The organism is Prevotella sp. tf2-5 (genome assembly GCF_900115435.1).
Taxonomy (GTDB): Bacteria; Bacteroidota; Bacteroidia; order Bacteroidales; family Bacteroidaceae; genus Prevotella.
On record NZ_FOWK01000017.1, the window covers coordinates 13,417 to 35,781 of the forward strand.

The 22,365-nt window shown below is 45.5% G+C and carries 17 protein-coding genes; 5 read left to right on the forward strand and 12 right to left on the reverse strand.

The features are described from left to right. Positions 1–11: 11 nt before the first annotated feature. From BM257_RS14110 to BM257_RS14130, 5 genes are read right to left on the reverse strand one after another with little or no spacing between them, the layout of a single operon-like run. Entirely contained in the window at positions 12–1,658 is a 1,647-nt protein-coding gene (locus BM257_RS14110) for a dipeptidase (protein WP_177216140.1), read from the reverse strand. A 2-nt stretch (positions 1,659–1,660) separates the two neighbouring features. Further along, positions 1,661–3,049, reverse strand: coding sequence for a M23 family metallopeptidase (locus BM257_RS14115; RefSeq protein WP_092074006.1), 1,389 nt, complete (start codon positions 3,047–3,049; stop codon positions 1,661–1,663). Further along, on the reverse strand, positions 3,043–3,891 hold the full coding sequence (gene nadC / locus BM257_RS14120; protein ID WP_092074008.1) for a carboxylating nicotinate-nucleotide diphosphorylase: 849 nt from the start codon (positions 3,889–3,891) through the stop codon (positions 3,043–3,045). The genes BM257_RS14115 and nadC overlap by 7 nt, the downstream gene beginning before the upstream one ends. 4 nt (positions 3,892–3,895) lie before the next feature. Continuing rightward, the gene (locus BM257_RS14125; protein WP_092074010.1) at positions 3,896–4,393 is read right to left on the reverse strand and encodes an outer membrane beta-barrel protein; all 498 of its coding nucleotides are present in this window, start codon (positions 4,391–4,393) and stop codon (positions 3,896–3,898) included. A gap of 12 nt (positions 4,394–4,405) precedes the next feature. Next, positions 4,406–5,869 (reverse strand): carbon starvation CstA family protein, encoded by a 1,464-nt coding sequence (locus BM257_RS14130; protein WP_092074012.1) that lies wholly within the window; start codon positions 5,867–5,869, stop codon positions 4,406–4,408. A gap of 111 nt (positions 5,870–5,980) precedes the next feature. On the opposite strand from BM257_RS14130, the gene BM257_RS14135 reads away from it, so the two are divergent. Continuing rightward, positions 5,981–7,630 carry a glycoside hydrolase family 10-like protein gene (locus tag BM257_RS14135; RefSeq protein ID WP_092074014.1) on the forward strand — a complete coding sequence of 550 codons (1,650 nt, stop codon included), beginning with the start codon at positions 5,981–5,983 and terminating at the stop codon, positions 7,628–7,630. A 1-nt stretch (position 7,631) separates the two neighbouring features. Here the strand turns inward: BM257_RS14135 and ettA are convergent, their stop codons facing one another. Genes ettA through BM257_RS14150 form a run of 3 tightly spaced genes read right to left on the reverse strand, consistent with a single transcriptional unit; the run spans position 7,632 to position 12,837 of the window. Further along, the gene (gene ettA / locus BM257_RS14140; protein WP_092074016.1) at positions 7,632–9,329 is read right to left on the reverse strand and encodes an energy-dependent translational throttle protein EttA; all 1,698 of its coding nucleotides are present in this window, start codon (positions 9,327–9,329) and stop codon (positions 7,632–7,634) included. A gap of 10 nt (positions 9,330–9,339) precedes the next feature. Then, complete coding sequence (locus BM257_RS14145) at positions 9,340–11,646, reverse strand: early set domain-containing protein (RefSeq protein ID WP_092074018.1); 2,307 nt, start codon at positions 11,644–11,646, stop codon at positions 9,340–9,342. Between the two features lie 9 nt (positions 11,647–11,655). Next, positions 11,656–12,837, reverse strand: coding sequence for an iron-containing alcohol dehydrogenase (locus BM257_RS14150; RefSeq protein ID WP_092074020.1), 1,182 nt, complete (start codon positions 12,835–12,837; stop codon positions 11,656–11,658). Between the two features lie 174 nt (positions 12,838–13,011). Between BM257_RS14150 and carB the strand changes: the two genes are divergently transcribed. Beyond that, entirely contained in the window at positions 13,012–16,272 is a 3,261-nt protein-coding gene (gene carB / locus BM257_RS14155; protein WP_092074022.1) for a carbamoyl-phosphate synthase (glutamine-hydrolyzing) large subunit, read from the forward strand. A gap of 37 nt (positions 16,273–16,309) precedes the next feature. Then, positions 16,310–16,933 carry a hypothetical protein gene (locus BM257_RS14160; RefSeq protein ID WP_143096879.1) on the forward strand — a complete coding sequence of 208 codons (624 nt, stop codon included), beginning with the start codon at positions 16,310–16,312 and terminating at the stop codon, positions 16,931–16,933. 32 nt (positions 16,934–16,965) lie between these two features. On the opposite strand, the gene BM257_RS14165 is transcribed toward BM257_RS14160, so the two are convergent. Further along, positions 16,966–17,796, reverse strand: a complete 831-nt coding sequence (locus BM257_RS14165) for a leucine-rich repeat domain-containing protein (RefSeq protein WP_143096880.1) — start codon at positions 17,794–17,796, stop codon at positions 16,966–16,968. Between the two features lie 481 nt (positions 17,797–18,277). On the opposite strand from BM257_RS14165, the gene BM257_RS14170 reads away from it, so the two are divergent. Both BM257_RS14170 and BM257_RS14175 read left to right on the forward strand, forming a co-directional pair. Beyond that, the gene (locus tag BM257_RS14170; protein ID WP_092074038.1) at positions 18,278–18,562 is read left to right on the forward strand and encodes a nucleotidyltransferase family protein; all 285 of its coding nucleotides are present in this window, start codon (positions 18,278–18,280) and stop codon (positions 18,560–18,562) included. Then, positions 18,546–18,911, forward strand: a complete 366-nt coding sequence (locus BM257_RS14175; protein WP_177216141.1) for a HepT-like ribonuclease domain-containing protein — start codon at positions 18,546–18,548, stop codon at positions 18,909–18,911. The genes BM257_RS14170 and BM257_RS14175 overlap by 17 nt, the downstream gene beginning before the upstream one ends. Positions 18,912–19,207: 296 nt before the next feature. Here the strand turns inward: BM257_RS14175 and BM257_RS14180 are convergent, their stop codons facing one another. The 3 genes from BM257_RS14180 to BM257_RS14190 form a co-directional block, all read right to left on the reverse strand. Beyond that, on the reverse strand, positions 19,208–19,750 hold the full coding sequence (locus BM257_RS14180) for a hypothetical protein (protein ID WP_092074030.1): 543 nt from the start codon (positions 19,748–19,750) through the stop codon (positions 19,208–19,210). Positions 19,751–19,792: 42 nt separating this feature from the next. Beyond that, a complete protein-coding gene (locus BM257_RS14185) occupies positions 19,793–20,680 on the reverse strand; it encodes a hypothetical protein (RefSeq protein ID WP_092074032.1) in 888 nt (295 codons plus the stop codon). Between the two features lie 63 nt (positions 20,681–20,743). Further along, positions 20,744–21,181 carry a hypothetical protein gene (locus BM257_RS14190; RefSeq protein ID WP_092074034.1) on the reverse strand — a complete coding sequence of 146 codons (438 nt, stop codon included), beginning with the start codon at positions 21,179–21,181 and terminating at the stop codon, positions 20,744–20,746. Positions 21,182–22,365 lie beyond the last annotated feature (1,184 nt).

Genomic DNA, 22,365 nt, shown 5'->3' on the forward strand with positions numbered 1-22,365 from the left:
CCACTTTTCTTTTATTCTGGTGAGGTGTAACGCTCACCGGTCTCCTTCACGAGACGACGCGCGAAAGGTTTCGGATAACCCGGTCGCTCCACCGTTGCCCCCAGTCCATATTTGCTTTGCTTAAACCGTCCCTGGCTGTCAACGGGTTTTCGTGCCATATCATTATGACGGACAATGAGGAAGACGGCAAGTTGTTTCCAACGTGCCAGCATCCCCTGAGCCTGTACAACAGAATAGTCGTTCAGATACTCCCGCATCGCCGGTGCAGACATCGTCAGCGCTTTCTCCTCGACGGCAGGTTGTTGCATGAGATAGGCATGCTGCAAGGAGTCACGCACTTGTTTCAGGTCAGGGAACAACGCGGAATAACGGGGATAGACCATATTGCTGACCCAGTTACATACCCAATAGGCACTCTTGTCAGAGAAGGTGATATCATTGGCTCCCGGAGCATTGAAGCATTCAGGAAGACGGGTCATTGAGCAATAGACAGGGACATAGGCAATCATATTGCCATCATCATTACCAAACCAGAAACAGCCTCCCACCTCACGGGGCAGCCAGGAGCGCATCTGCGAGACGAAAGAGAAAGCCGTCTGCTGGGTAGAGATTGGACGCTCGTTGAAATATTTTTTCCCGTCCACCTTATAATATAAAGGTGTAGGACGGTATGGCATGTGCCAGATACCACCTCCCACATCGGTAGAGTCTATCTCCAAGGGAGTCCCCTCAAAGTGGTCACGCATGTCATTCATGACATCCTCCACACTCACTTTCTGGTCGGGCACCACCCATAGCGGCATATCCTCAGCTTCTTTGTCAATACCCATCGCCCAGGGCAGATAACGCTCCATACCCTTCTTGTGATGATTGAAGAAACTCCAGGCACGGGCATCACAGATACGGCGTCCGGAGAAGTCGGGAGCGGCATACACCATCTTCCAGGAGAATTCCTCGTCCTTACCGGTATACCATCCTTTCTTACGGGCATACTTGATGACATTCTTAGAATAAAGCACGTTCTGCTTGTCTTTCATATCAAACTTCCCGATACGACTCTGGTTGGCATGGGCACAGATGGCATCGTCAGGAATACGGACAGCGACCCATACGGTACGCTCTTTAGAGACAGCACGGTCAGGACCGCACCCCTGCATCTCTAATATCCATGCCTCATCAGGGTCACAGATCGTGAATGTCTCTCCCTCGGAACAATAGCCATACTGCTCCACCAGGGTCGTCATCGTCTGAATAGCCTCACGTGCCGACTTGGCACGTTGCAGGGTGATATAGATCAGAGAGCCATAGTCAATGACTCCCGTGGAGTCCACCATCTCCTCACGACCGCCATAGGTCGTCTCACCGATAGTCACCTGCCACTCATTGATGTTTCCCACCACATTATAGGTCTCCAGTGCCTCGTCAATCTCTCCTAAGTATTTATTGGTGTCCCACTCATACACTTTCCGCTTATCACCTTTCTGATGCCTGGCGGCAGGATAATGGTAGAGGGGCATATAGGCGCCATAGGAGTCTGCGTTATAGCTGCAGATGACAGAGCCGTCGGTACTTGCTTTCTTCCCGACAATCAAATTCGTACACGCATTGGCTGATGCCACCGTCATCATGACAATCGCCATTAGAAGAAATCTCCTCATGATTATTCTTTGTTGTTTTTTAGTTTCAGTTCATAAGTGGCTCCCAGCTCACGGATACGGGTGGTTATCCATCCGTCCTGACAAACGCCACCCATATCATGTCCGCCACTGTCAATATAGAGAAGGGACGAGTCCACACCCTCGGGTATCGCAAGACTCAGTTCCGCCCAGCCGAATAACGGACATGCCTGCTGGGCAAACGTGTAACGGTTGGAGACACTGCCCTGACCTACTTTGGGAACCACCATCAGACCCTCCTCCACCATACCTGCCGGGATGACCAGTTGCATACCCGGAAGGGAGATCATAGACAACCTGTCGTATCTCACATTATAAGATGTTCTCTTCGAGGGAGAAATCTCGCTTTTCTTCCCTAAAACCGTAAACTCATACTGTGACTCGTTACCCATGAAGTCACGAAGGATATACGTCACACGATACGGACGCTCTTCGTTAAACAACACATAGCCATCGTTCTCGTCAGCCTGGAGGATAGGCAGTGTGACACCCTTGGGGATATACGACCGCATATACCAGGTCTTGTGATGCAGCCAGTGCTGATAGTCACCCCATGAGTTGACTTGGCGGTTACTATAGACAGGGATACGATGGACATTCGAGCGGAACACCTCTTTTCCATCCACCTGCAATATCGTCTCACGAATACCATAATGGTTATACACCCCCTGCATATAGTCATCAGCCCACAGGGCAAAGCCTACCTTTCCCCAGGCTGTCAGCTCCTTCTCTATACGCTGGGAGGAGAAGGCGAAAGTCTGTTTGTTGTCAGACCCGTTAAACACCCCTTCTCCTGCCTGCGGACACGCCATGACACTATGTGCCTGAGGAGCTACCGAGTCATTGACATAAGGAGAAAGGAATTCCAATGGGTCCATCATGTCCCATGTCCTGGTGTCATGTATCTCCAAATGCAGATGAGGTCCCGTACTATGACCCGTATTTCCACTCAAAGCTATCAACTGTCCCTGCGAGACAGGGAAGTCAAGAGGTGTGAATCGCAAGTCTATCTGCTCATCACCTTTTCCTGTACGATGAACCATACGCTCCAATCTCGGGGAGAACTTCTTCAGGTGACAGTAAATACTAGTATAGCCTTCGGGATGAGTGACATAGACGGCATTTCCGAAGCCGCTGATTCCCACAGTGAGACGACTCACATAGCCGTCACCGATAGAATAGATGTGTTTGCCCTCTACATTATCTGTCTTCACATCCAACCCACCATGAAAATGGTTTGGACGAGGCTCACCAAAATTACCCGCCAGTGTGATTTTGTAATCCACTGGCGGATGATATTGTACACGGTCTGCTGCCTGCGATCCGACAGCCAACAGCCAACAACTGACAGCTAACAGGCTCCGTATCAGCATGCCTTGAAACTCATGTCGAGTCCTTTGACAGAGTGTGTCAGTGCTCCTACGGATATGAAGTCGACACCCTGCTCTGCATAGTCACGAATCGTATCAAAGGTGATGCCGCCACTTGACTCTGTCTCATAACGTCCGGCTATCAGGTCGACAGCCTTCTTCGTATCGGGCACGGAAAAATTGTCGAGCATGATACGGTCGACACCACCATGATCCAATACCTGTTGCAGTTCCTCAAAGGAACGTACCTCTATCTCTATCTTCAGGTCAAGTCCTTTCTCTTTGAGATATTGATGACAACGGTCGATGGCATTGACGATACCTCCAGCGAAATCCACATGATTGTCTTTCAGCAGGATCATATCAAACAAGCCGATGCGATGGTTCACACCGCCACCGATCTTCACTGCCTGCTTTTCCAACATACGCATACCTGGTGTGGTCTTACGAGTGTCCAGCACACGGGTATGAGTGCCTTTCAGACGCTCCACATAACGATTGGTCATGGTGGCAATACCACTCATGCGCTGCATGATGTTCAGCATCAGACGCTCCGTCTGCAACAAGGAACGAACACGACCTGTCACAATCATGGCAATGTCGCCTTTCTTGACTTTCGCACCATCCTGCATCAATACTTCCACCTTCATCTCCGGGTCGAAACGACGGAACACCTCCTTGGCGATCTCCACACCCGCCAATATGCCGTCTTCTTTGATGAGCAGATGAGACTTACCCATCGCATCCTCCGGGATACAGCATAAAGTGGTATGATCACCATCTCCGATATCCTCCGCGAACGAGAGGTCTATCAGACGGTCTACTAACTCTTCTACACTTAACATAGAATTATTTTTTAAACGTATATTGATCCTTGAACAAATAAACGCCGATACCGACACCTAAGCCGAAAGCAGAGTTCTCGAACTTCTTAGTAGAGATGTCGAAGTAGAGTTCAGGCTCAACGGTTACCGTACGAGTGAGGAAGAAGGCATAGCCCACCTGCACACCTGGACGGAAATCGTTAATGCCATCTGCACGGTGGAATTTCAGAGAAGCACCTAGGTAAAGACCATTCTGGATGATATAATAACGACCGCCTACACCTAATGTAAACGCATCAGGAGTATCATCCAAATGATCATAGCCTACCTGTGCCAAAGCCATCAGATTGTCCATAAACAGGTAACCTGCCTTTACATTGGCTCCGAAATGGAATTTCTTAGCCTGACTGCTGATATCCAAGCCACTAAGTCCTGCACCTAAATATGCCTTACCCTTCTCAAACTGTGCGCTGGCTGTCAATGATGTTGCCAAAACTGCCAATAATAAAATAACTTTCTTCATAGCTTTAATGATTTATTGATGATTATTCTGATATTTACGATACCACAGGCAGAACCACACCAATGCCACTACGAAACAGGCGCCACCCATGGGATAACTGACAGAAGCCGGCAGGTGGAACGCTTGTTTGGAGATAAACAGGAAGGTGGAACATACCGTCGTCATAAAGAGCGCAGGGATGAGAGTGATGATAAATGGTTTCTTCTCTTGTACCAGATAAACGGTCAGTGTCCATAACGTAAATACAGAGAGTGCCTGATTGGAGAAACCGAAATACTGCCAGATGGTATTGAAACCATCAGGGTTCTCTATCTGCCATATAAGCATAGCGACTGAGATTCCAAACATCGGTATACAGATATAGAAACGGTTCATGACAGGACGCTGGTTGAGCTTCAACCACTCCGCGACAATCAGTCGAGCGGAACGGAACGCTGTATCACCACTGGTAATTGGAGCTGCCACCACACCTAACATGGCAAGGATAGCACCAACCACTCCCAGCCAGTCGTTACAAACCAAATTCACAACGGCAGGAGCAGAAGTGTAAAAACCCTTATGCGCACCGGCTATCAGCTCATAACCTGGTGTCGGATCGCCATAAAAGAACCAAGAGGCTACTGTTGCCCATATCAAAGCCACTACACCCTCTGTGATCATCGCACCATAGAAAATGGGACGACCCATACGCTCGGACTTCACACAACGAGCCATCAACGGACTCTGAGTGGCATGGAAACCACTGATAGCACCACAGGCAATAGTAATAAACAATGCCGGGAAGATAGCATCCGTCCATTTCTCCGGCTGTGCTTCCGCACCCATATTATACAGGTGACTCCACAACTCGGGTAATTGCGGCCACTTCACATAGAGCACCATCATCAAAGCACCTGCCATAAACAACAGGGAGAAGGCAAACAAAGGATAGACCTTACCAATAATCTTGTCAATAGGCAACATCGTGGCAATGATATAATATGCGAAGATAATACCTACCCACATCATCGTACCACCACCTATAGAATGTAATATCTCTGCCGGGCTGTATACAAAAACAGTACCCACCATGATCAGCAGCAACACCGTAAACACCAGCATCAGACTCTTGGTGGTCTTTCCTAAATATTTACCTATCAGCTCAGGAAGTCCAGCGCCCTCATTACGCATCGACAACATCCCCGACAAATAGTCGTGGGTGGCACCAGCGAAGATACAACCGAGAACAATCCACAGATAAGCTACTGGTCCGAACTTAGCTCCCATAATAGCACCGAAGATAGGACCTGTCCCTGCTATATTCAGAAACTGAATCATAAAAATCTTCCAACCGGGAAGCACAATGTAGTCCAGGCCGTCTGCCTTGGAGACTGCTGGTGTCACACGATTATCCGGACGGAATATACGTTCCACCAAACGGCCATATAACAGATAGCCAAGCAAAAGAGCCACAAGGCTCAATGTAAATGAAATCATTTTTTATGTTATAATTTATAATCTTTGCTGCAAAGGTAAGAATAAATTATGAATTATGAACTATGAATTATGAATTATTTCGTACCTTTGCATCCAAAATTGATAGTATATATGAAACGATATTCTTTTATTATATTGTTGCTCTGGGCTGTTCTTTCCTTGAATGCACAGCCCAAACAAGAGTTGCGCGCCGTATGGCTTACCACGTTAGAAGGACTTGACTGGCCCAGCACCAAAGGGACGTCCGTTGCCGTAGAGCAGAAGCAGAAACAAGAGCTTTGCCGTATTCTTGACCAGTTGAAGCATGCGAATGTCAACACCGTTCTCTATCAGGCACGTATTCGTGGAACGGTCACCTACCCTTCCCGTATCGAGCCATGGGATGGCTGTATCAGTGGACGGTTTGGTACAGCGCCAAACTATGACCCGTTGCAGTTTGCCATCGAGGAGACACATAAACGTGGTATGGAGCTACATGCCTGGGTTGTCACGGTACCTACCGGAAAATGGAACAGCTATGGGGCAAAGAACCTGCGACGGACACATCCTGAGCTGATGCGTCATATAGGAGAAGATGCCTGCATGATCCCAGAGGACTCACGGACAGCTGACTATATCTCCTCTATCTGCGAGGAGATTACCAAGCGATATGATATTGACGGCATTCATCTCGACTACATCCGCTATCCAGAAACCTATCCGTTGCGTATCTCTCGTCAACAGGCACGAGAGAACATCACCCGTATTGTCCGTTCTATCCATCAGAAAGTCAAAGGGTTAAAACCATGGGTTAAACTAAGTTGTTCCCCTCTGGGTAAGTTCGATGACCTCACTCGTTATCCAAGTGGCGGTTGGAATGCTTATAATAAGGTATGTCAGGACGCACAGGGTTGGCTACGAGACGGATTAATGGACCAGCTCTTCCCTATGATGTATTATGACGGCAAACATTATTATCCCTTTGCCGCAGACTGGAGTGAGCACCGCTATGGACGTGAGGTCGCTGCTGGTCTGGGTATCTACCGACTGATACGCAGTGAGGGCAACTGGTCGCTGGACGCTATCAAACGACAGATGCATGTGGCTCGTGACCTCGGACTCGGGCATTGCTATTTCCGCAGCCGTTTTCTCACGGATAACACCAAGGGGCTTTATGATTTCGTATGTGATTTCGACGCATATCCTGCTATAGTTCCTCCTATGCAGGTTCGCCAACCGACTCCTCTGGCTCCTGCTTCTTTGCAGATAGAGCGTACCACAAATGGTGACAACCTGCGTTGGAATGGTGCCACCGATACCAGCAATGGAGACTACCTCACCTATAATGTCTATGCGTCAACCAATTTTCCTGTGGATATAAATGATGCACGCAACCTCATTGCTGTTCGTCAGATGCAACAGCATCTTTCCATACGTCGATCTACGGAGGACGCCCCACTCTATTATGTTGTCACAGCCGTAAACCGCTATGGTATTGAGAGCAAACCCATGAATGCCCAACAGTCAATGCTCAACACGACCAGCACGGCAAACAACACGGCATTAATTCCCAATGACGGCTACAGCCTGCAAGTGCCCAACTTCAATGAGCTCCCACAGACCAATTATCTTGCCATCTATACGATGATAGGTAATATCATTGCCACCAAACCCTTTGGTCCTGTAGTCTCGATTGCTGGTATTCCCAAGGGAGTCTATGAGTTACGAACCCTCAACGACAAAGGCGACTCTCACCATATAGGACATTTCCTCATTAAGTAACCTATTCTTCCATCAGCTTACGATAGCGGGCACGCTTAGGCTCTTCCAATCCTAAGCGCTGAGCCTTATTCGACTCATACTCTGAATAGTTGCCCTCAAAATAGAAGACATTCCCGTCACCCTCATAAGCAAGGATATGGGTGCAGATACGATCAAGGAACCAACGGTCGTGACTGATGATTACGGCACAGCCGGCAAAAGCCTCCAAGCCTTCCTCTAAGGCACGAAGGGTGTTGACATCGATATCGTTGGTAGGCTCGTCGAGTAAGAGTACATTCCCCTCTTGTTTCAGGGCAATAGCGAGATGAAGACGGTTACGCTCACCACCAGAAAGCACCCCACATTTTTTCTCCTGATCGGCACCACTGAAGTTAAAACGTGACAGATAAGCACGCACATTGACGTCTTTCCCACCCATACGGATGGTCTCGTTACCACCGCTCACCACTTCATAAACAGACTTATCGGGATCAATATCCTTATGCTGCTGGTCAACATAGCTGAGTTTGACTGTCTCACCCACATTAAATGAGCCAGCGTCAGCCTGTTCCAACCCCATAATCAGTCGGAACAAAGTCGTCTTACCTGCGCCATTAGGACCTATCACACCCACAATTCCATTCGGGGGAAGCATGAAGTTAAGGTCGCTGAAGAGGACTTTTTCACCATAAGCCTTAGCCACATGTTCTGCTTCTATTACTTTATTACCCAGACGAGGTCCGTTAGGAATGAAGATTTCCAATTTCTCCTCTTTCTGTTTCTGTTCCTCGTTGAGCATCTTGTCATAAGAGTTCAGGCGAGCCTTACCTTTAGCATGACGTGCTTTAGGAGCCATACGCACCCACTCCAATTCACGCTCTAATGTCTTGCGACGCTTCGAAGCAGTCTTCTCCTCAAGAGCCAGTCGCTGACTCTTCTGTTCCAGCCATGATGAGTAGTTTCCCTTCCAAGGTATTCCCTCTCCACGGTCAAGTTCAAGGATCCACTCAGCCACATCATCCAAGAAATAACGGTCGTGGGTCACAGCGATAACCGTTCCTTCATATTGCTGGAGATGCTGTTCCAACCAATCAATCGACTCCGCGTCAAGATGGTTGGTTGGCTCATCAAGCAACAGCACATCAGGTTTTTGCAACAGCAAACGACAAAGAGCCACACGACGACGCTCACCACCTGAGAGATTCTCTACGCTCCTATCTCCTGGAGGGCAGTTCAATGCCGCCATCGCACGATCGAGCTTAGAATCCATGTTCCAGGCATCCGTTGCATCGATGATATCCTGTAACTCAGCCTGACGGGTCATCAGTTTCTCCATCTTGTCAGCATCCTCATAGTACTCTGGGAGTCCGAACTTCACATTGATATCATCATACTCTGCAAGTGCGTCATATACGTGTTGTACACCCTCCATCACATTCTCCTTGACAGTCTTGGTCTCGTCCAAAGGAGGGTCCTGTGGCAGATAGCCCACACTATAGCCGGGGCTCCACACCACATTCCCCTGATACTGCTGGTCAAGACCAGCGATAATTTTCATCAAGGTCGACTTTCCTGCGCCGTTAAGACCGATAATACCAATCTTCGCTCCATAGAAGAAGCTGAGATAGATATTCTTGAGCACCTGTTTTTGATTCTGCTGAATGGTCTTGCTCACCCCGACCATCGAGAAAATGACTTTCTTGTCGTCTACTGTTGCCATATTTTAATTGTTACTGATTTCGAATTGCATAAAGATATCCCATCAATGCCATCTTACCACGCATGGTCTCACGAGGCGTAAACTCTCCGTTCACCCAGAAATAACGCTGGTTGAAATAAGACTCCTGACGAGGCCATCCTCCATCATTCCATGAAGGATAACAAAGGTTTGTCAACAGACGACCATCACCGCCATTATGTCCAGGCGACCAAGTCTCTGTGCCATTAAAAGGAGTCTGTCCGGGGTGAGTTCCAGGGGCTCCGTCATTACGACCTGTGGAATAGACATTCTCCAGATGTCGTGTCCCCAGTCCTGTCATCTCCACGATATTGCCGGGGTTACGTCCCAGACTCCAGCTCGCCTCTGTGTACATCACGTCCTCTAACATGTCGCGCTCCTGCGGGTCTGTCGTCAGATTATGCGCTAACATCACAAGTTGCAGATTCTGCGATGTTTGCCAGCGTACATCGGTAGCGGCACGGCGGGAGGGGCGAAGTGACACCTTATTAATATTATAGTCAGCCGCATGTGCCTTAACACTTGCTTTCAGATTCTCATAGAACGCGCCATCATGGCGATTAGTTGGACAGGTGAGATAGGCTGCTGCTGCCCACAACTGATAGTAGCCGTCATGACCTCGTTTAAAAAGCGGCGTATGATCATCTTTTATCACACTTCCGTCCACCATGATCTTCTCCCAAGAGGTATCACAGGTAAGGTTGTAAAGGAAGGCGGCTGCCATCTGCCGGAAGTCTCTGCCACGCATGCGGATGCTTCCGATGTCTTGGAAGTCATCCAACTGCTGATTCTCTTGTCGACTGGCAAAGTTGAATGCCTTGACCGCCTCGTTGGTATAGTAATTTCTCAAACTGTCGATACCGGCAATACGGAAGGCGTCGGCAAGCATGGCACAATTGGCGGCATTTGCCCATGCCGCCATCGTGGTACACCCTGCCTGGAACATCGTCGTCCAGTCGGCACTGGGATTCGTCACTCCTTGTGAATAGGCTTCGCCATCACGGATGCTGAGGAAAAAATCCACCTCATTACGAGCTTCGTCTATCAAGTCAGGAATACCATTACCACTTTCACGGATTCCCAAATTGTCTTCTGTCAAGCGTCCTCCTGATAAGATATAGGGCAGCAACATATCATAGATATTACTGACATGTGCCAGATGACGGTCCCAGTCAAAAGCGTCCGAATGACCGCCTATGGCACCATTAGTCGTGGGATTGCCGGATAAACGGTGCTGCCAGAACACGGACTCCTCAGGTTTCTTGAAATGTGGCTCATCCCACACGTCACCACGTAACTTGCGCCATTCAGGATGCCATGGATGAATATCCGTCTTGTAGATCTTGAATCCCTTTGGATTAACATCTGCAATAAACTGAGGCTGTCGGGGAATGGGGAACACATGGGTTGGGTCGACAGGTTCTCCAAGACGCATATAATAATAGCCTCTGACAGAATAGCGATAAGGTTCGTAATACACCCCTTCCGCTATGTCAAAGTCCATACTGCAACCGACATCCTCCACAACCAATCGGTAACGTCCTGGCTTTGAAGTCTTGAAATCAATATTCCACACATCCGTACCTACCAAGTTTTTCTCACCAGCCTCTTCCTTGTAGGCACTATTGGGTTTCCAGAACTTCACCACACCTACCGTATCCTTCTTGTGCGTGTTCACATCATAGAGGAATACCTTCTTTCCTTCCATGGCATGATAGTCACGACTGCCACCGTCACCCAGCCACTGGTACAGGTCAGCAACCTTGTTAGTTTGGGAAGGATGGTATCCTATGATATTCACATGAACGGCCTCTGACTGGGAGTTCCATATATCGAAGCATACAGTAGCAGTCTTCTGGTCGGCATTCAAACTCTTAGGAATCGTCACCTGATAGGTGCATCCTTGACGCATGGACTTGGGTAATTTCAAGAACAGCCAATGATCGAGTTCACTCGTCAGCGTATGGTCAGTATTCATCGGTTTTGATTTCCTCCATACCACAGAAGGCTGTAACTTAGAGAAAGCCTTATCGTCCTTTGAGGAAACCGTCCAAAGATCCGCTTTCTGGGCATCCACCACATTCAACCGTTGCCCAAAGACAAACAGGGTATCATCACCTTCCTCGAAAGAATGCCCGAGATAGGCACTCTTACCCGTTCCATTATCTCGATAATGCACTTCACCGTCTCGGAACTGAATCATCAGGTAATCCTTGTCGATGATTTTCAAACTAATCAGTTTGGTTGCGAAAGTTGGTGCCGCAGCTATCAGCAAAAGTGCTACTAATCCTTTTCTCATGAACGTTCATTATTTAGCCATCTGATAAATCTTCTCCATATCCTCTGCCTGCAACACCTTAAAACAGCCACAAGTAGAAGAATAGTTACGGCTACACTTACGCACCATCTCCTTGATTTCGTCGTCCGTAATCTCACGACCGATCAACTCATGGATATTAATAGGCATACCAATAGCATGATAGAAACGCTCCATTGCCTCAATACCACGCAGTGCAGTTCCCTCCGGGTCAGCGAAGTCATTGGGCACATCCATTACATTGACGGCAAAGCGGACGAAGCGACTGACATCCTCCTTGTAGACATAACGAGCCCAACTGGGCCAGATAGCCGCAAGACCAGCACCATGGGTGACATCAAACATACCACTTAGCTCATGCTCCAACTGATGTGTTGCCCAATCGTCATGAATACCACAACCCGTCAGGCCATTATGAGCCACACTGCCTCCCCACATAATCTGGGCACGGAAACGATAGTCTTCCGGATTTTTCAACACATAGAAGATATTATCTTTCATGGTACGCAGCACTGCCTCTGCAATTGCCGTCGTCAAATCCATATCACCATCATGGGTAAAATAACGCTCCATCGTGTGCATCATCATATCCGTCACACCAGCAGCCGTTTGATAAGGAGGCAGCGTATAGGTACGCTCAGGATTCATGATGGCAAATTTCGGGCGACTGATATTATTTGAGTAACCAAGCTTGATATCACCATTCTCATTCGTAATGACACTCGACTCACTCATCTCACTACCCGCTGCGGGAATGGTCAGTACGGAGGCGACAGGAAGGCATTCCTTCGCATCAGCCTTTCTCGTGTAGAAATCCCATACATCGCCCTCATAACAAACTCCATAAGCTATAGCCTTGGCAGAATCAATCACACTACCTCCTCCTACTGCAAGGATGAAGTCTATCTGTTGCTCTTTACAAAGTTGAATACCCTTATGAACCAATGATAGTCGTGGATTGGGGACCACCCCACCCAACTCCGTATGAAACACTCCGCCCTCATCCAACAGACGGCATATCTTATCCAACAGACCAGATCGCTTGGCACTCTGACCTCCATAATGGACAAGGACACGATGTCCATCATATTTCTTTATCAAATGAGCAACCTGCTCTTCCGACCCTTTTCCAAACACCACTTCCGTTGGTGCATAATAATTGAAATCTTTCATAATACGCAAATGTTTTGTGTTAGTAATTCTGAGTTGCAAATATACGAATTAAATTTTAAATATTCATACATTAAACATGCGCATTAGTATTTTTTATAAGAAAGATGCTTTGTATTTCCCATAAAAAACACTAACTTTGCATCCCGAAATTAGCACATTATTTTAATCTACGATATGAAGAAACAATTAAAGAAAGTGCTCGTGCTAGGTTCGGGTGCCCTTAAAATCGGACAGGCTGGCGAGTTTGACTACTCAGGCTCACAGGCTCTGAAAGCATTACGTGAGGAAGGTATCTCTTCCGTGTTGGTAAACCCAAACATCGCTACGATCCAGACATCAGAAGGTATCGCCGACAAGGTATACTTCCAACCTGTAACCACTCATTTCGTCACAGAAATTATTAAGAAGGAGCGTCCTGACGGTATCCTTCTCGCTTTTGGTGGACAGACCGCCTTAAACTGTGGTACGGAATTGTACCAGACAGGTGTCTTGAAGGAATATGGCGTAGAGGTATTAGGAACCAGCGTCGAGGCCATCATGAACACAGAGGATCGCGACCTCTTTGTAAAGAAACTGGCAGAAGTCGACCTGAAGGTGCCTGTCTCCCATGCTGTAGAGAACATGGAGGATGCCCTGAAGGCTGCCCGTGAGATTGGTTTCCCCATTATGATCCGTTCTGCCTATGCATTGGGTGGTCTTGGCAGTGGTATTTGTCCTGACGAGAAAGCTTTCGTAGAATTGGCAGAGAGTGCTTTCACTTTTGCACCCCAGATTCTCGTCGAGGAGTCTTTAAAGGGTTGGAAAGAGATTGAGTTCGAGTGCATCCGTGATGCTAACGATCGTTGCTTTACGGTAGCTTCTATGGAGAACTTCGACCCTCTGGGCATCCACACTGGAGAGTCTATTGTCGTAGCTCCAACTTGTTCATTATCAGAGGAACAAGTAAAAATGTTACAGGAAATTACGATCAAGTGCGTGAAACACTTAGGCATTGTCGGAGAGTGCAACATCCAGTTTGCTTTCAATGCCAACACCAATGACTACCGTATCATTGAGATCAACGCTCGTCTGAGTCGTTCCTCCGCTCTTGCCTCTAAGGCTACAGGTTATCCTTTGGCTTTTGTGGCAGCCAAGATTGCCCTGGGCTATACCCTCGACCAGATTGGTGAGATGGGTACGACCTCCTCTGCCTATGTAGCCCCCAGTCTTGACTATATGATTTGTAAGATTCCTCGTTGGGACCTTACCAAATTCGCAGGTGTCAGTCGTCTGATTGGTTCCAGCATGAAGTCTGTTGGTGAGATCATGTCTATCGGACGCTCATTCGAGGAAATGATACAGAAGGGACTCCGTATGATTGGACAGGGCATGCATGGTTTCGTAGGCAATGACCACACCAAGTTCGACAATTTGGAAGACGCCTTGGCGAATCCTACTGACCTTCGCATTTTCGCTATCGCACAGGCTTTAGAAGAAGGTTATACCATCGATCATATTGAAGAACTCACCAAAATTGACAAGTGGTTCTTAGAGCGACTGAAGCATATCGTAGACCTGAAGCATCAGTTGATGGAGTATAACAAGTTGGAAGACCTGCCCACTTCTTTATTATTAGAGGTGAAACAATGTGGTTTCTCTGATTTCCAGATCGCCCGTTTCGTCCTGAAACCCCAGAGTGGTAACATGGAGAAGGAAAACCTGGAGGTACGCCAGTATCGTAAGTCAAAAGGTATCTTGCCATCCGTCAAGCGCATCCCGACAGTTGCCTCTGAGCATCCTGAGCTCACCAACTATCTATATTTCACATACACCCACACCCCTGCCTTCGGCACTCCTGATGGCAAGGCATATACAGCAAAGCATGACATCAACTACTATAAGAACGAGAAGTCTGTCATCGTATTAGGCTCTGGTGCTTATCGTATTGGTTCCAGTGTGGAGTTTGACTGGTGTTCTGTGAATGCCATCAATACGGCTCGCAAACTGGGTTATAAATCTATTATGATTAACTACAACCCAGAGACTGTCTCAACCGACTATGATATGTGCGACCGTCTCTATTTCGACGAACTATCATTGGAACGTGTGCTTGATGTCATTGACTTGGAGGAACCTCGTGGTGTCGTTGTCAGCGTGGGAGGTCAGATTCCTAATAACCTGGCAATGAAACTGCATCGCCAAGGTGTTCCCGTATTGGGAACCAGTCCTGTGAACATCGACCGTGCAGAGAACCGCGATAAATTTTCCGCTATGCTCGACAAGTTGGATATTGACCAGCCAGCATGGCGTGCCCTCACCTCTTTTGACGACATCAAAGAGTTCGTCAGCGAGGTAGGCTATCCCGTATTGGTACGTCCTTCTTACGTGCTCTCCGGTGCTGCCATGAATGTCTGCTACGATGATGAGGAGCTGCATCGTTTCCTCTCGATGGCTACTGAGGTGTCAAAGGAATTCCCTGTGGTCGTTTCTAAGTTCATGACAGAGACTAAAGAGATTGAGTTTGATGCTGTTGCTGACAAGGGAGAGGTTGTTGAGTATGCTATCTCTGAGCATGTAGAGTATGCTGGTGTACACTCTGGTGATGCTACGATGGTATTCCCTGCACAACATATTTATTTCTCTACCATCCGTCAGATTAAGAAGATTTCCCGTAAAATTGCGAAGGAACTGAATATCTCTGGTCCTTTCAACATCCAGTTCCTTGCCAAGAATCGTGAGGTAAAGGTGATTGAGTGTAACCTGCGCGCTTCTCGTTCGTTCCCCTTCGTATCTAAGATCCTGAAGCGTAACTTCATCGAGACAGCTACCAAGATTATGCTCGATGCTCCTTATAGTAAACCCGACAAGAGTGAGTTTGACATCGACCGTATTGGTGTGAAGGCTTCACAATTCTCATTTGCCCGCTTGCAGAATGCCGACCCTGTCCTGGGTGTGGATATGAGTTCTACTGGCGAGGTAGGCTGTCTGGGTGATGATCTCAATGAAGCATTGCTCAACGCACTCATTGCTACAGGTTACCGCCTGCCAAAGACAAGTGTACTGATTTCCAGTGGTGATGCCAAGGGGAAGGTCAGTCTGTTGGAACCTGCCAAGCAATTGGTGAAAAAAGGGTATAAGGTTTATGCTACAGGTGGAACGGCTAAGTTCTTCAACGAGAACGGTGTGGAAGCGACAGCAGTCAGTTGGCCTGATGAAGATGGTGAGAACAACGTGATGGACATGATTGCCAACCACCAATTTGACCTCATCGTTAATGTTCCCAAGAACCATACCAAGCGTGAGCTGACCAATGGCTATCGCATCCGTCGTGGTGCCATTGACCATAATATTCCTCTGATGACGAATGTTCGTCTTGCCAAAGCTTTCATTGAGGCATTCACTGCCATGAAGGAAGAGGATATCAAGATCAAGTCATGGCAGGAATACAATTCATAAATAAGAGTTGAATACTGATAGTTTAGACTTTATAGATTTGAGACAAATATTAAATTTATTCTTTACACTCCTGTGCCTGTTGTTCCCATTAGGGACACAGGCACAGGAGACTCCTAATGCCCAACAAGCAAGACGCATGTTCGACCAAGCCTATCAGATGGTGTTTGGTCCTGAAGGGTCGCAACTTCACTATGCCGTCAATATCATCGGCATCTATAAGACAGAGGGGACTATTTGGACAAAAGGCAAAAAGAGCAAGTTCATCGATGAGAAATATATCGCATGGAACGATGATGTCACCTACTACCGTTTAGAACGTAAGAAAAAGACGATTACTATCTACGATGCTCATTCTGAAGAACGTGACAAGTATGCCACCAAGTTTAAGTTTACTCCAGACAACTACACTTACAGCATCAAAAATGATGAAAAAAAAGGTTATTATATTACCCTGAAGGCGAAGAAAGGAGTCAAGGGTATCAAGGAAGCCCGTGTCTTGCTCGACCATCATACCCACTACCCTATCAATGTACGTGTAAAGGTGGGTATCTTCCATACTACCATTAAAATCAGCAATTTCAAGGTCGGTGGCATTCCCGATCAAATGTTCACTTTCCCTCGTTCACAATATCTTGATTACAAGTTTATTGACAAACGTTGACAACTTGTCCGAAAGATATTAAGCAGTAAGTCTCACTCTTCATTGTACGAGCGAGTCCACCCTTTTTTCTCCATCATCTGTTTTTGGGCATCTGTAAGGGTACGGTTACCAAGACTGACATAAGGGTCTTCAAACATTACATGGTCTGACCAGGATGTGTCCAATTTCACTCCTTCAGGCAATGTAGTGAGAAATGTATTTAATTGTGTGTCATTCATAGGATTGTCACCAAGAAAAACACAATGAAGGTTTTTCTGCGTACTCAAGTCAAGTTTAGTAAACATATTCTGATGCACGTCCAGAATAAACAGCGAGTCTGTACCCTCCATCATTATCTCTGTGAGCAGGTTCTCATCGGCGTATAGTTGTTCGAGTCTGGACAGATGACTCACATCCAGTTTAGTTATCTTATTTTTACTGCATTTCAACTCAACAAGATTGGGACACTGTGACACATCAAGTCCTGTCAACTGACAGTCTATACAATACAATCTATACAATTCCTCCAATCTCGGCATGGTAAGCTGACCCAACATCTGACTACTCATACGCAGGTCTCCAAGATATGGAAAGTGCTCTATGCCCTGAAGAGAACGAATTCCACTTACAGGGATTGACAGTTCATCAATCTTCTTTTGCTCCTCGATAGTGAGAATAGAGTCCTTGCCAAAGTCCAAGCCTAACAGATAAGTGCGGAAAACATCGTCAGGGAAATTCGCTTTGTCAATAGAGACGCCTGTAACCGTCTCTTTTGTTTCATTATTGTTGTCGTCAATATCCTGACGGGAAAAGAAGAATACCGCAAGTAATATCAATCCACCAATGGCAACGACACAATATGTTAGAGAAGACTTTTTCATCACACATTGAATTATTTAGTTATTTCTACGATTGCAAAAATACGAAATCTTTCTCATATAGGAACATTATTTCACTAATATGCTATTATAGACGAGCACACTTTCATTTCTAACAAGTCTGAACTGAGAAAATAAAAGAACTCCGTTTTAACAAGTCGCTTGCCGATCCAAACGGGGCTCTTACCCTAAACAGGTTCCTTTCATTTGCAAAGATAAGAGTTTAATTTCAATTCCCCAAATAAAATAGTACTTTTTTCTTTCCCTCCCCCTCAACAGGGGGAGGTCAGGAGAGGGTCTTCACTTTTTCCTCCAAATCCTTTGGCGTTTTACAAATTATTCGTATCTTTTAGTCTTCTCTGAAGCCTTGGAGATACTTTCGCTCGAGAATAAAAACCAAAAAATTTCTCTTTTATTTTGTATTTTACTCACTTATTTGTATCTTTGCCAATGGAAACATCAAGTTCTGCCTATGAGTACACAGCTAATGACAGAGAAAATCGCAGAGTACTTCAAGACTCAGCCCGTCTTGAGAGCATGGCTGTTTGGTTCTTTTGCTCGTGGTGAAGAGACTCCGGATAGTGATGTGGATATATTGGTTGAGTTTGATCATAGTTCACCAATTGGTCTTTTTGCATATGCTCGAATGCATCGTGAATTAGAAGAACATTTAAGACGAAAAGTTGATTTGGTAGAAGAAGGTTCTTTGAGACCTGCAGTTCTAAATCACGCATTACATGATATTAAGATTATCTATGAGAGAAGCAATTAGAGACATAGACAGACTCTGTCATATAGAGGAGTCCATAAAGCATGTGATGGATTTTCTTAAAGGTAAAACATACGAAGAGATGAAGTCTGATGTTATGTGTTATCATGCTGTTGTCTACAATATAATGATTATTGGAGAGGCGGCAAATCTGCTCACAAAAGACTTTAGAGAGAAACACCCTGAGGTTCCTTGGCGAGATATTGTGGACATGCGCAATGTTTTAGTTCATGGTTATTTTACGACGAGTGCTCTATTCATATGGGAAACTTATACGAAAGATTTGCCAATCCTTTTACAACAGGTTGAAAAATATATTAAAGAATTAAGGAACAATGTTGAACTAAAATAAAACGACAATGCTTATGGGCTGAGACAGAAATTACACATATACTAACGAGGAAGCGACATGCTTCCTCGTTTGCTTTTTCCCTCCCCCTCAATGAATCATTCAGTCATCGACGAAGTCGCTTGCCAGAGCAAGAAACCCAACTTTCTTGTCATAAAAGAGATCAAGAGACGTACTCCTAATCCATTTAGGGCACCCTCCCAAATTAGGAGGGTGCTTATGAGACTCGAGCCATCATCATTGTTTTCCAAGTGAGACAGGTACCAGTCCCTGAGTGTCTTGTAGCAGCCTCCCAAGGTCTACAATCGTTTCAATTTCCTACAAACAAACAATTCGTTGTCGTTATTTCCTTTAATATGGAAAGTAAGAACGTCAGGAATAATGTTCGACGGAGCATTTATAGGTTGCCTTTTCCATAGGGATTCACAATCCTTTTTCCACCATTCATTAATGACAAATACATTTTCAGAAGGAAAGAGCGTGTTTGTTGCATTGAGAACATTTTCCTCGCCAACAATGTCCGCCAAACTTGCAGTGATAATTTTCTCGGCAAGCAAGATCTGACATTTTATGGGGTGTTTGAGGTTTGACAGGTATCCAACATAAATGGAATTCAGCCGATCTTTTATTTCTTCAATGTGGTGCCCTTTGTCTTGTAATCGCTTGTAGATATTTCGGATGGACATACCACAATAATACTTCTCTCTGGTCTTCGCAAATTTTGGTTTGCCGTGCAATAAGTATAGAGAACAATTGAATTGTTGTTCTTGTTCCCATTCTTTGACTTCCTTCTGGCTCGTAAACGGGCCATACCATTTGATTAGAAATACGTTTTTCTCCATATATTATGTCGTTTGCAAAAAGGTGTTTATAATTCCTTACTCTCAATAGAGCGGACGCAAATCAGTGAACAATTCAAAGAACTCATGTTTGTAGTCGTTCATGTAAACTTGTGCACTACCATCTGCTTGTATGACAAGGATTCCATCAGTTTTTACTGGTCCATCATCTTCCATTCTGGGAATAAAATAGATGGGCGTCCCGTTAGCCAAATTGAAATATTCGCCATTATGCGAATTTGCGTCATGGAATAAAATCTCTGAGCCGCTTGTGATTTTCCTCGGCTCGCATGAATAGTATATACCACCAATTTTAATTCTATAACTCCCGTCTCGCTTAATTTTTTCCAATCTGCATTCCTGAGAAGTTGAACCTTGATTGATTTCTCGCCATCTGTTGATGATATCATAATCAGATTTTGGTAAAGCTTCTCTTATAATTGCTTCGCCATCGACAGCGACCAATTCACGGGTCTCATCTTCTTCAGAAGTATTGACTTTCGTTTCGGTTTGGAACTGCTGAGGGGCAGATTGTGATTCTTTCTTATCTTTTGTGGCAAACAAATAGAAAATGATAACTGCTAATAGAAAAAGACCTGCATTTCTCCATGTGCGATTTGGATAGCCCATTGTGCTACCGTCTATCCAGCGAGTACTGATTGTCTTTTTCAAAGGATTAGAAAAATCTTGATTACAGATATTGCAACGAAGAAAATCATCATTTTCAAACTGCTTCGGCAAACTCAATAGACTACCACAATAAGGGCATTGAATCTGCTTGGGTAAATTCACATTAACACGTCTTGCCTGTGCGTTCAGACCAGTAGGCAGATTCTTATCTTCCAATACAACAGGATCTTCCTGACCACAATACTTACAAGTTGTCGCATCCTTTGCAACGAACTTTCCGCAGTTTTTACATTTGTATGCCATATCTGTATTGTTAAGGAATTGTTATTGTCATTTCTTCATCATCATTGCTCCAATCACCAGATGTTACCCATCTGCTAACCTCAATCGTTTTACCTGATGCCATAGATTTAATGACTGACTGGATGTAAAGCTTCTGAACTTCCTCTTTACTGCATCCAAAAATGCTATAGTTTTCAAAGCCTTTTTTTCGCCCCCCAAGCCCTCTATTAGTACATCTTTCAAAGAGGGAGAAACTTGTGCATTTTTACTTGTTCTATTGTTTTCTATTGATAGGTCTGCAACCCTATTTCCACTTTCATCATATAATGCATCGTTCCGAAGATAAAACATATATCCGTTTATCTCAAACGGACGACCTATACTATCAGTTTTCGTCACTACGTGAACAGGCTTGTCAAAATTGATAAAAGACATATAAAGTCCATAGCCTCCAACCAATACTATTCCACATAGTATTAAAATAGCGAAGCAACGTGTGATGATTTGCTTTCCGTTAATCATAAGCAGTTTAATATACCTTATCCTTTATCCAAATATATCCATCTGCACGACCGAAGATGTTCTTGTACCTATTAAGCCGCGCACTTACCTGATTGACAGGTAGTGTAGCATTGTCACCTCTTGAATATAAATGACGGGTATTTATGTAATCGGTAACGTCTTGGATGTGTTGTTTCCCTCCACCCAATTCATTTATAGCCTTAATCATTGCTTCGTGTAAAGTCATCACTTCTAATCCTTTTTACTATTAATCTGTTCGTCAGGTGGGCTAATACACAAAAAAAAGCGCAGCCCCGCCATATCTCTCTCAGGCTCACCACAAGCCCCAAAAACGCTATGGAGAAGTCTGCGCTATGGAGCGCGACCTCTGCGTTTTTGGATATTTGCTCGTCTTCTTTTCCGAGGTGGTGATTCGAGAGAGAAAATTGAGCAATAAGTAATGCCTCTTAAGAGAACACGATGCAAAAGTACAAAAAACTTTCAAAATATAATGAGAAAAACGGAAAATTTGCACAAAACAAATACAAATTCACAAATAAATAAAGCAAAGGGATAGGCTTAAGCCTAAATCCCTTCCTTTGAGTCTCTTTTTGAGATAATCCATATTCACAAGGGGATGAAGTGAACCCAGAAAGTTGGACACAACTTTAAGGTTCACTTCAGGACTGTCCCCCTGTGAGCATGACGACTGGCAGAACACCGATTCTGCCAATCGTTTTTCTGTCTCTATGTGTAAAAACAAAACATCCTGCTATCCCTGCTACAATGTGGGTGAATGCCGATAAATAAAGGGTGGAGCCTGTAGCACGATTGGGATTTATCCTGCTACAATGGTGCTACAATCCTGCTACCATCCTACACCCAAACAGCAACTGTTTTTTGAGCGGTTTGCTTTCGGCTATAGGCGTTCGGTTGTTTGGCTGGAGCCGTTCAGTCGTTTGGCTATAGCCGAACGGTTGAAAGGGCGTACCTAACTCCCTCGAAGGTAGGCACTAACACCCCATTACCAGTAACCTTTTACCCTTACGCAAGGCATCACGAGCAAATGGAGGCTTTATTTGACATGAATGGAGGCTTTAATTAACTAGAAAACAAGCTTCAGTCGGCAACTCATTTCATATAATTGTTAGAATTCGCAAAAACTACTCCCCTTCTCCCGTTATGTGGCTCAAACCCCGATAAAC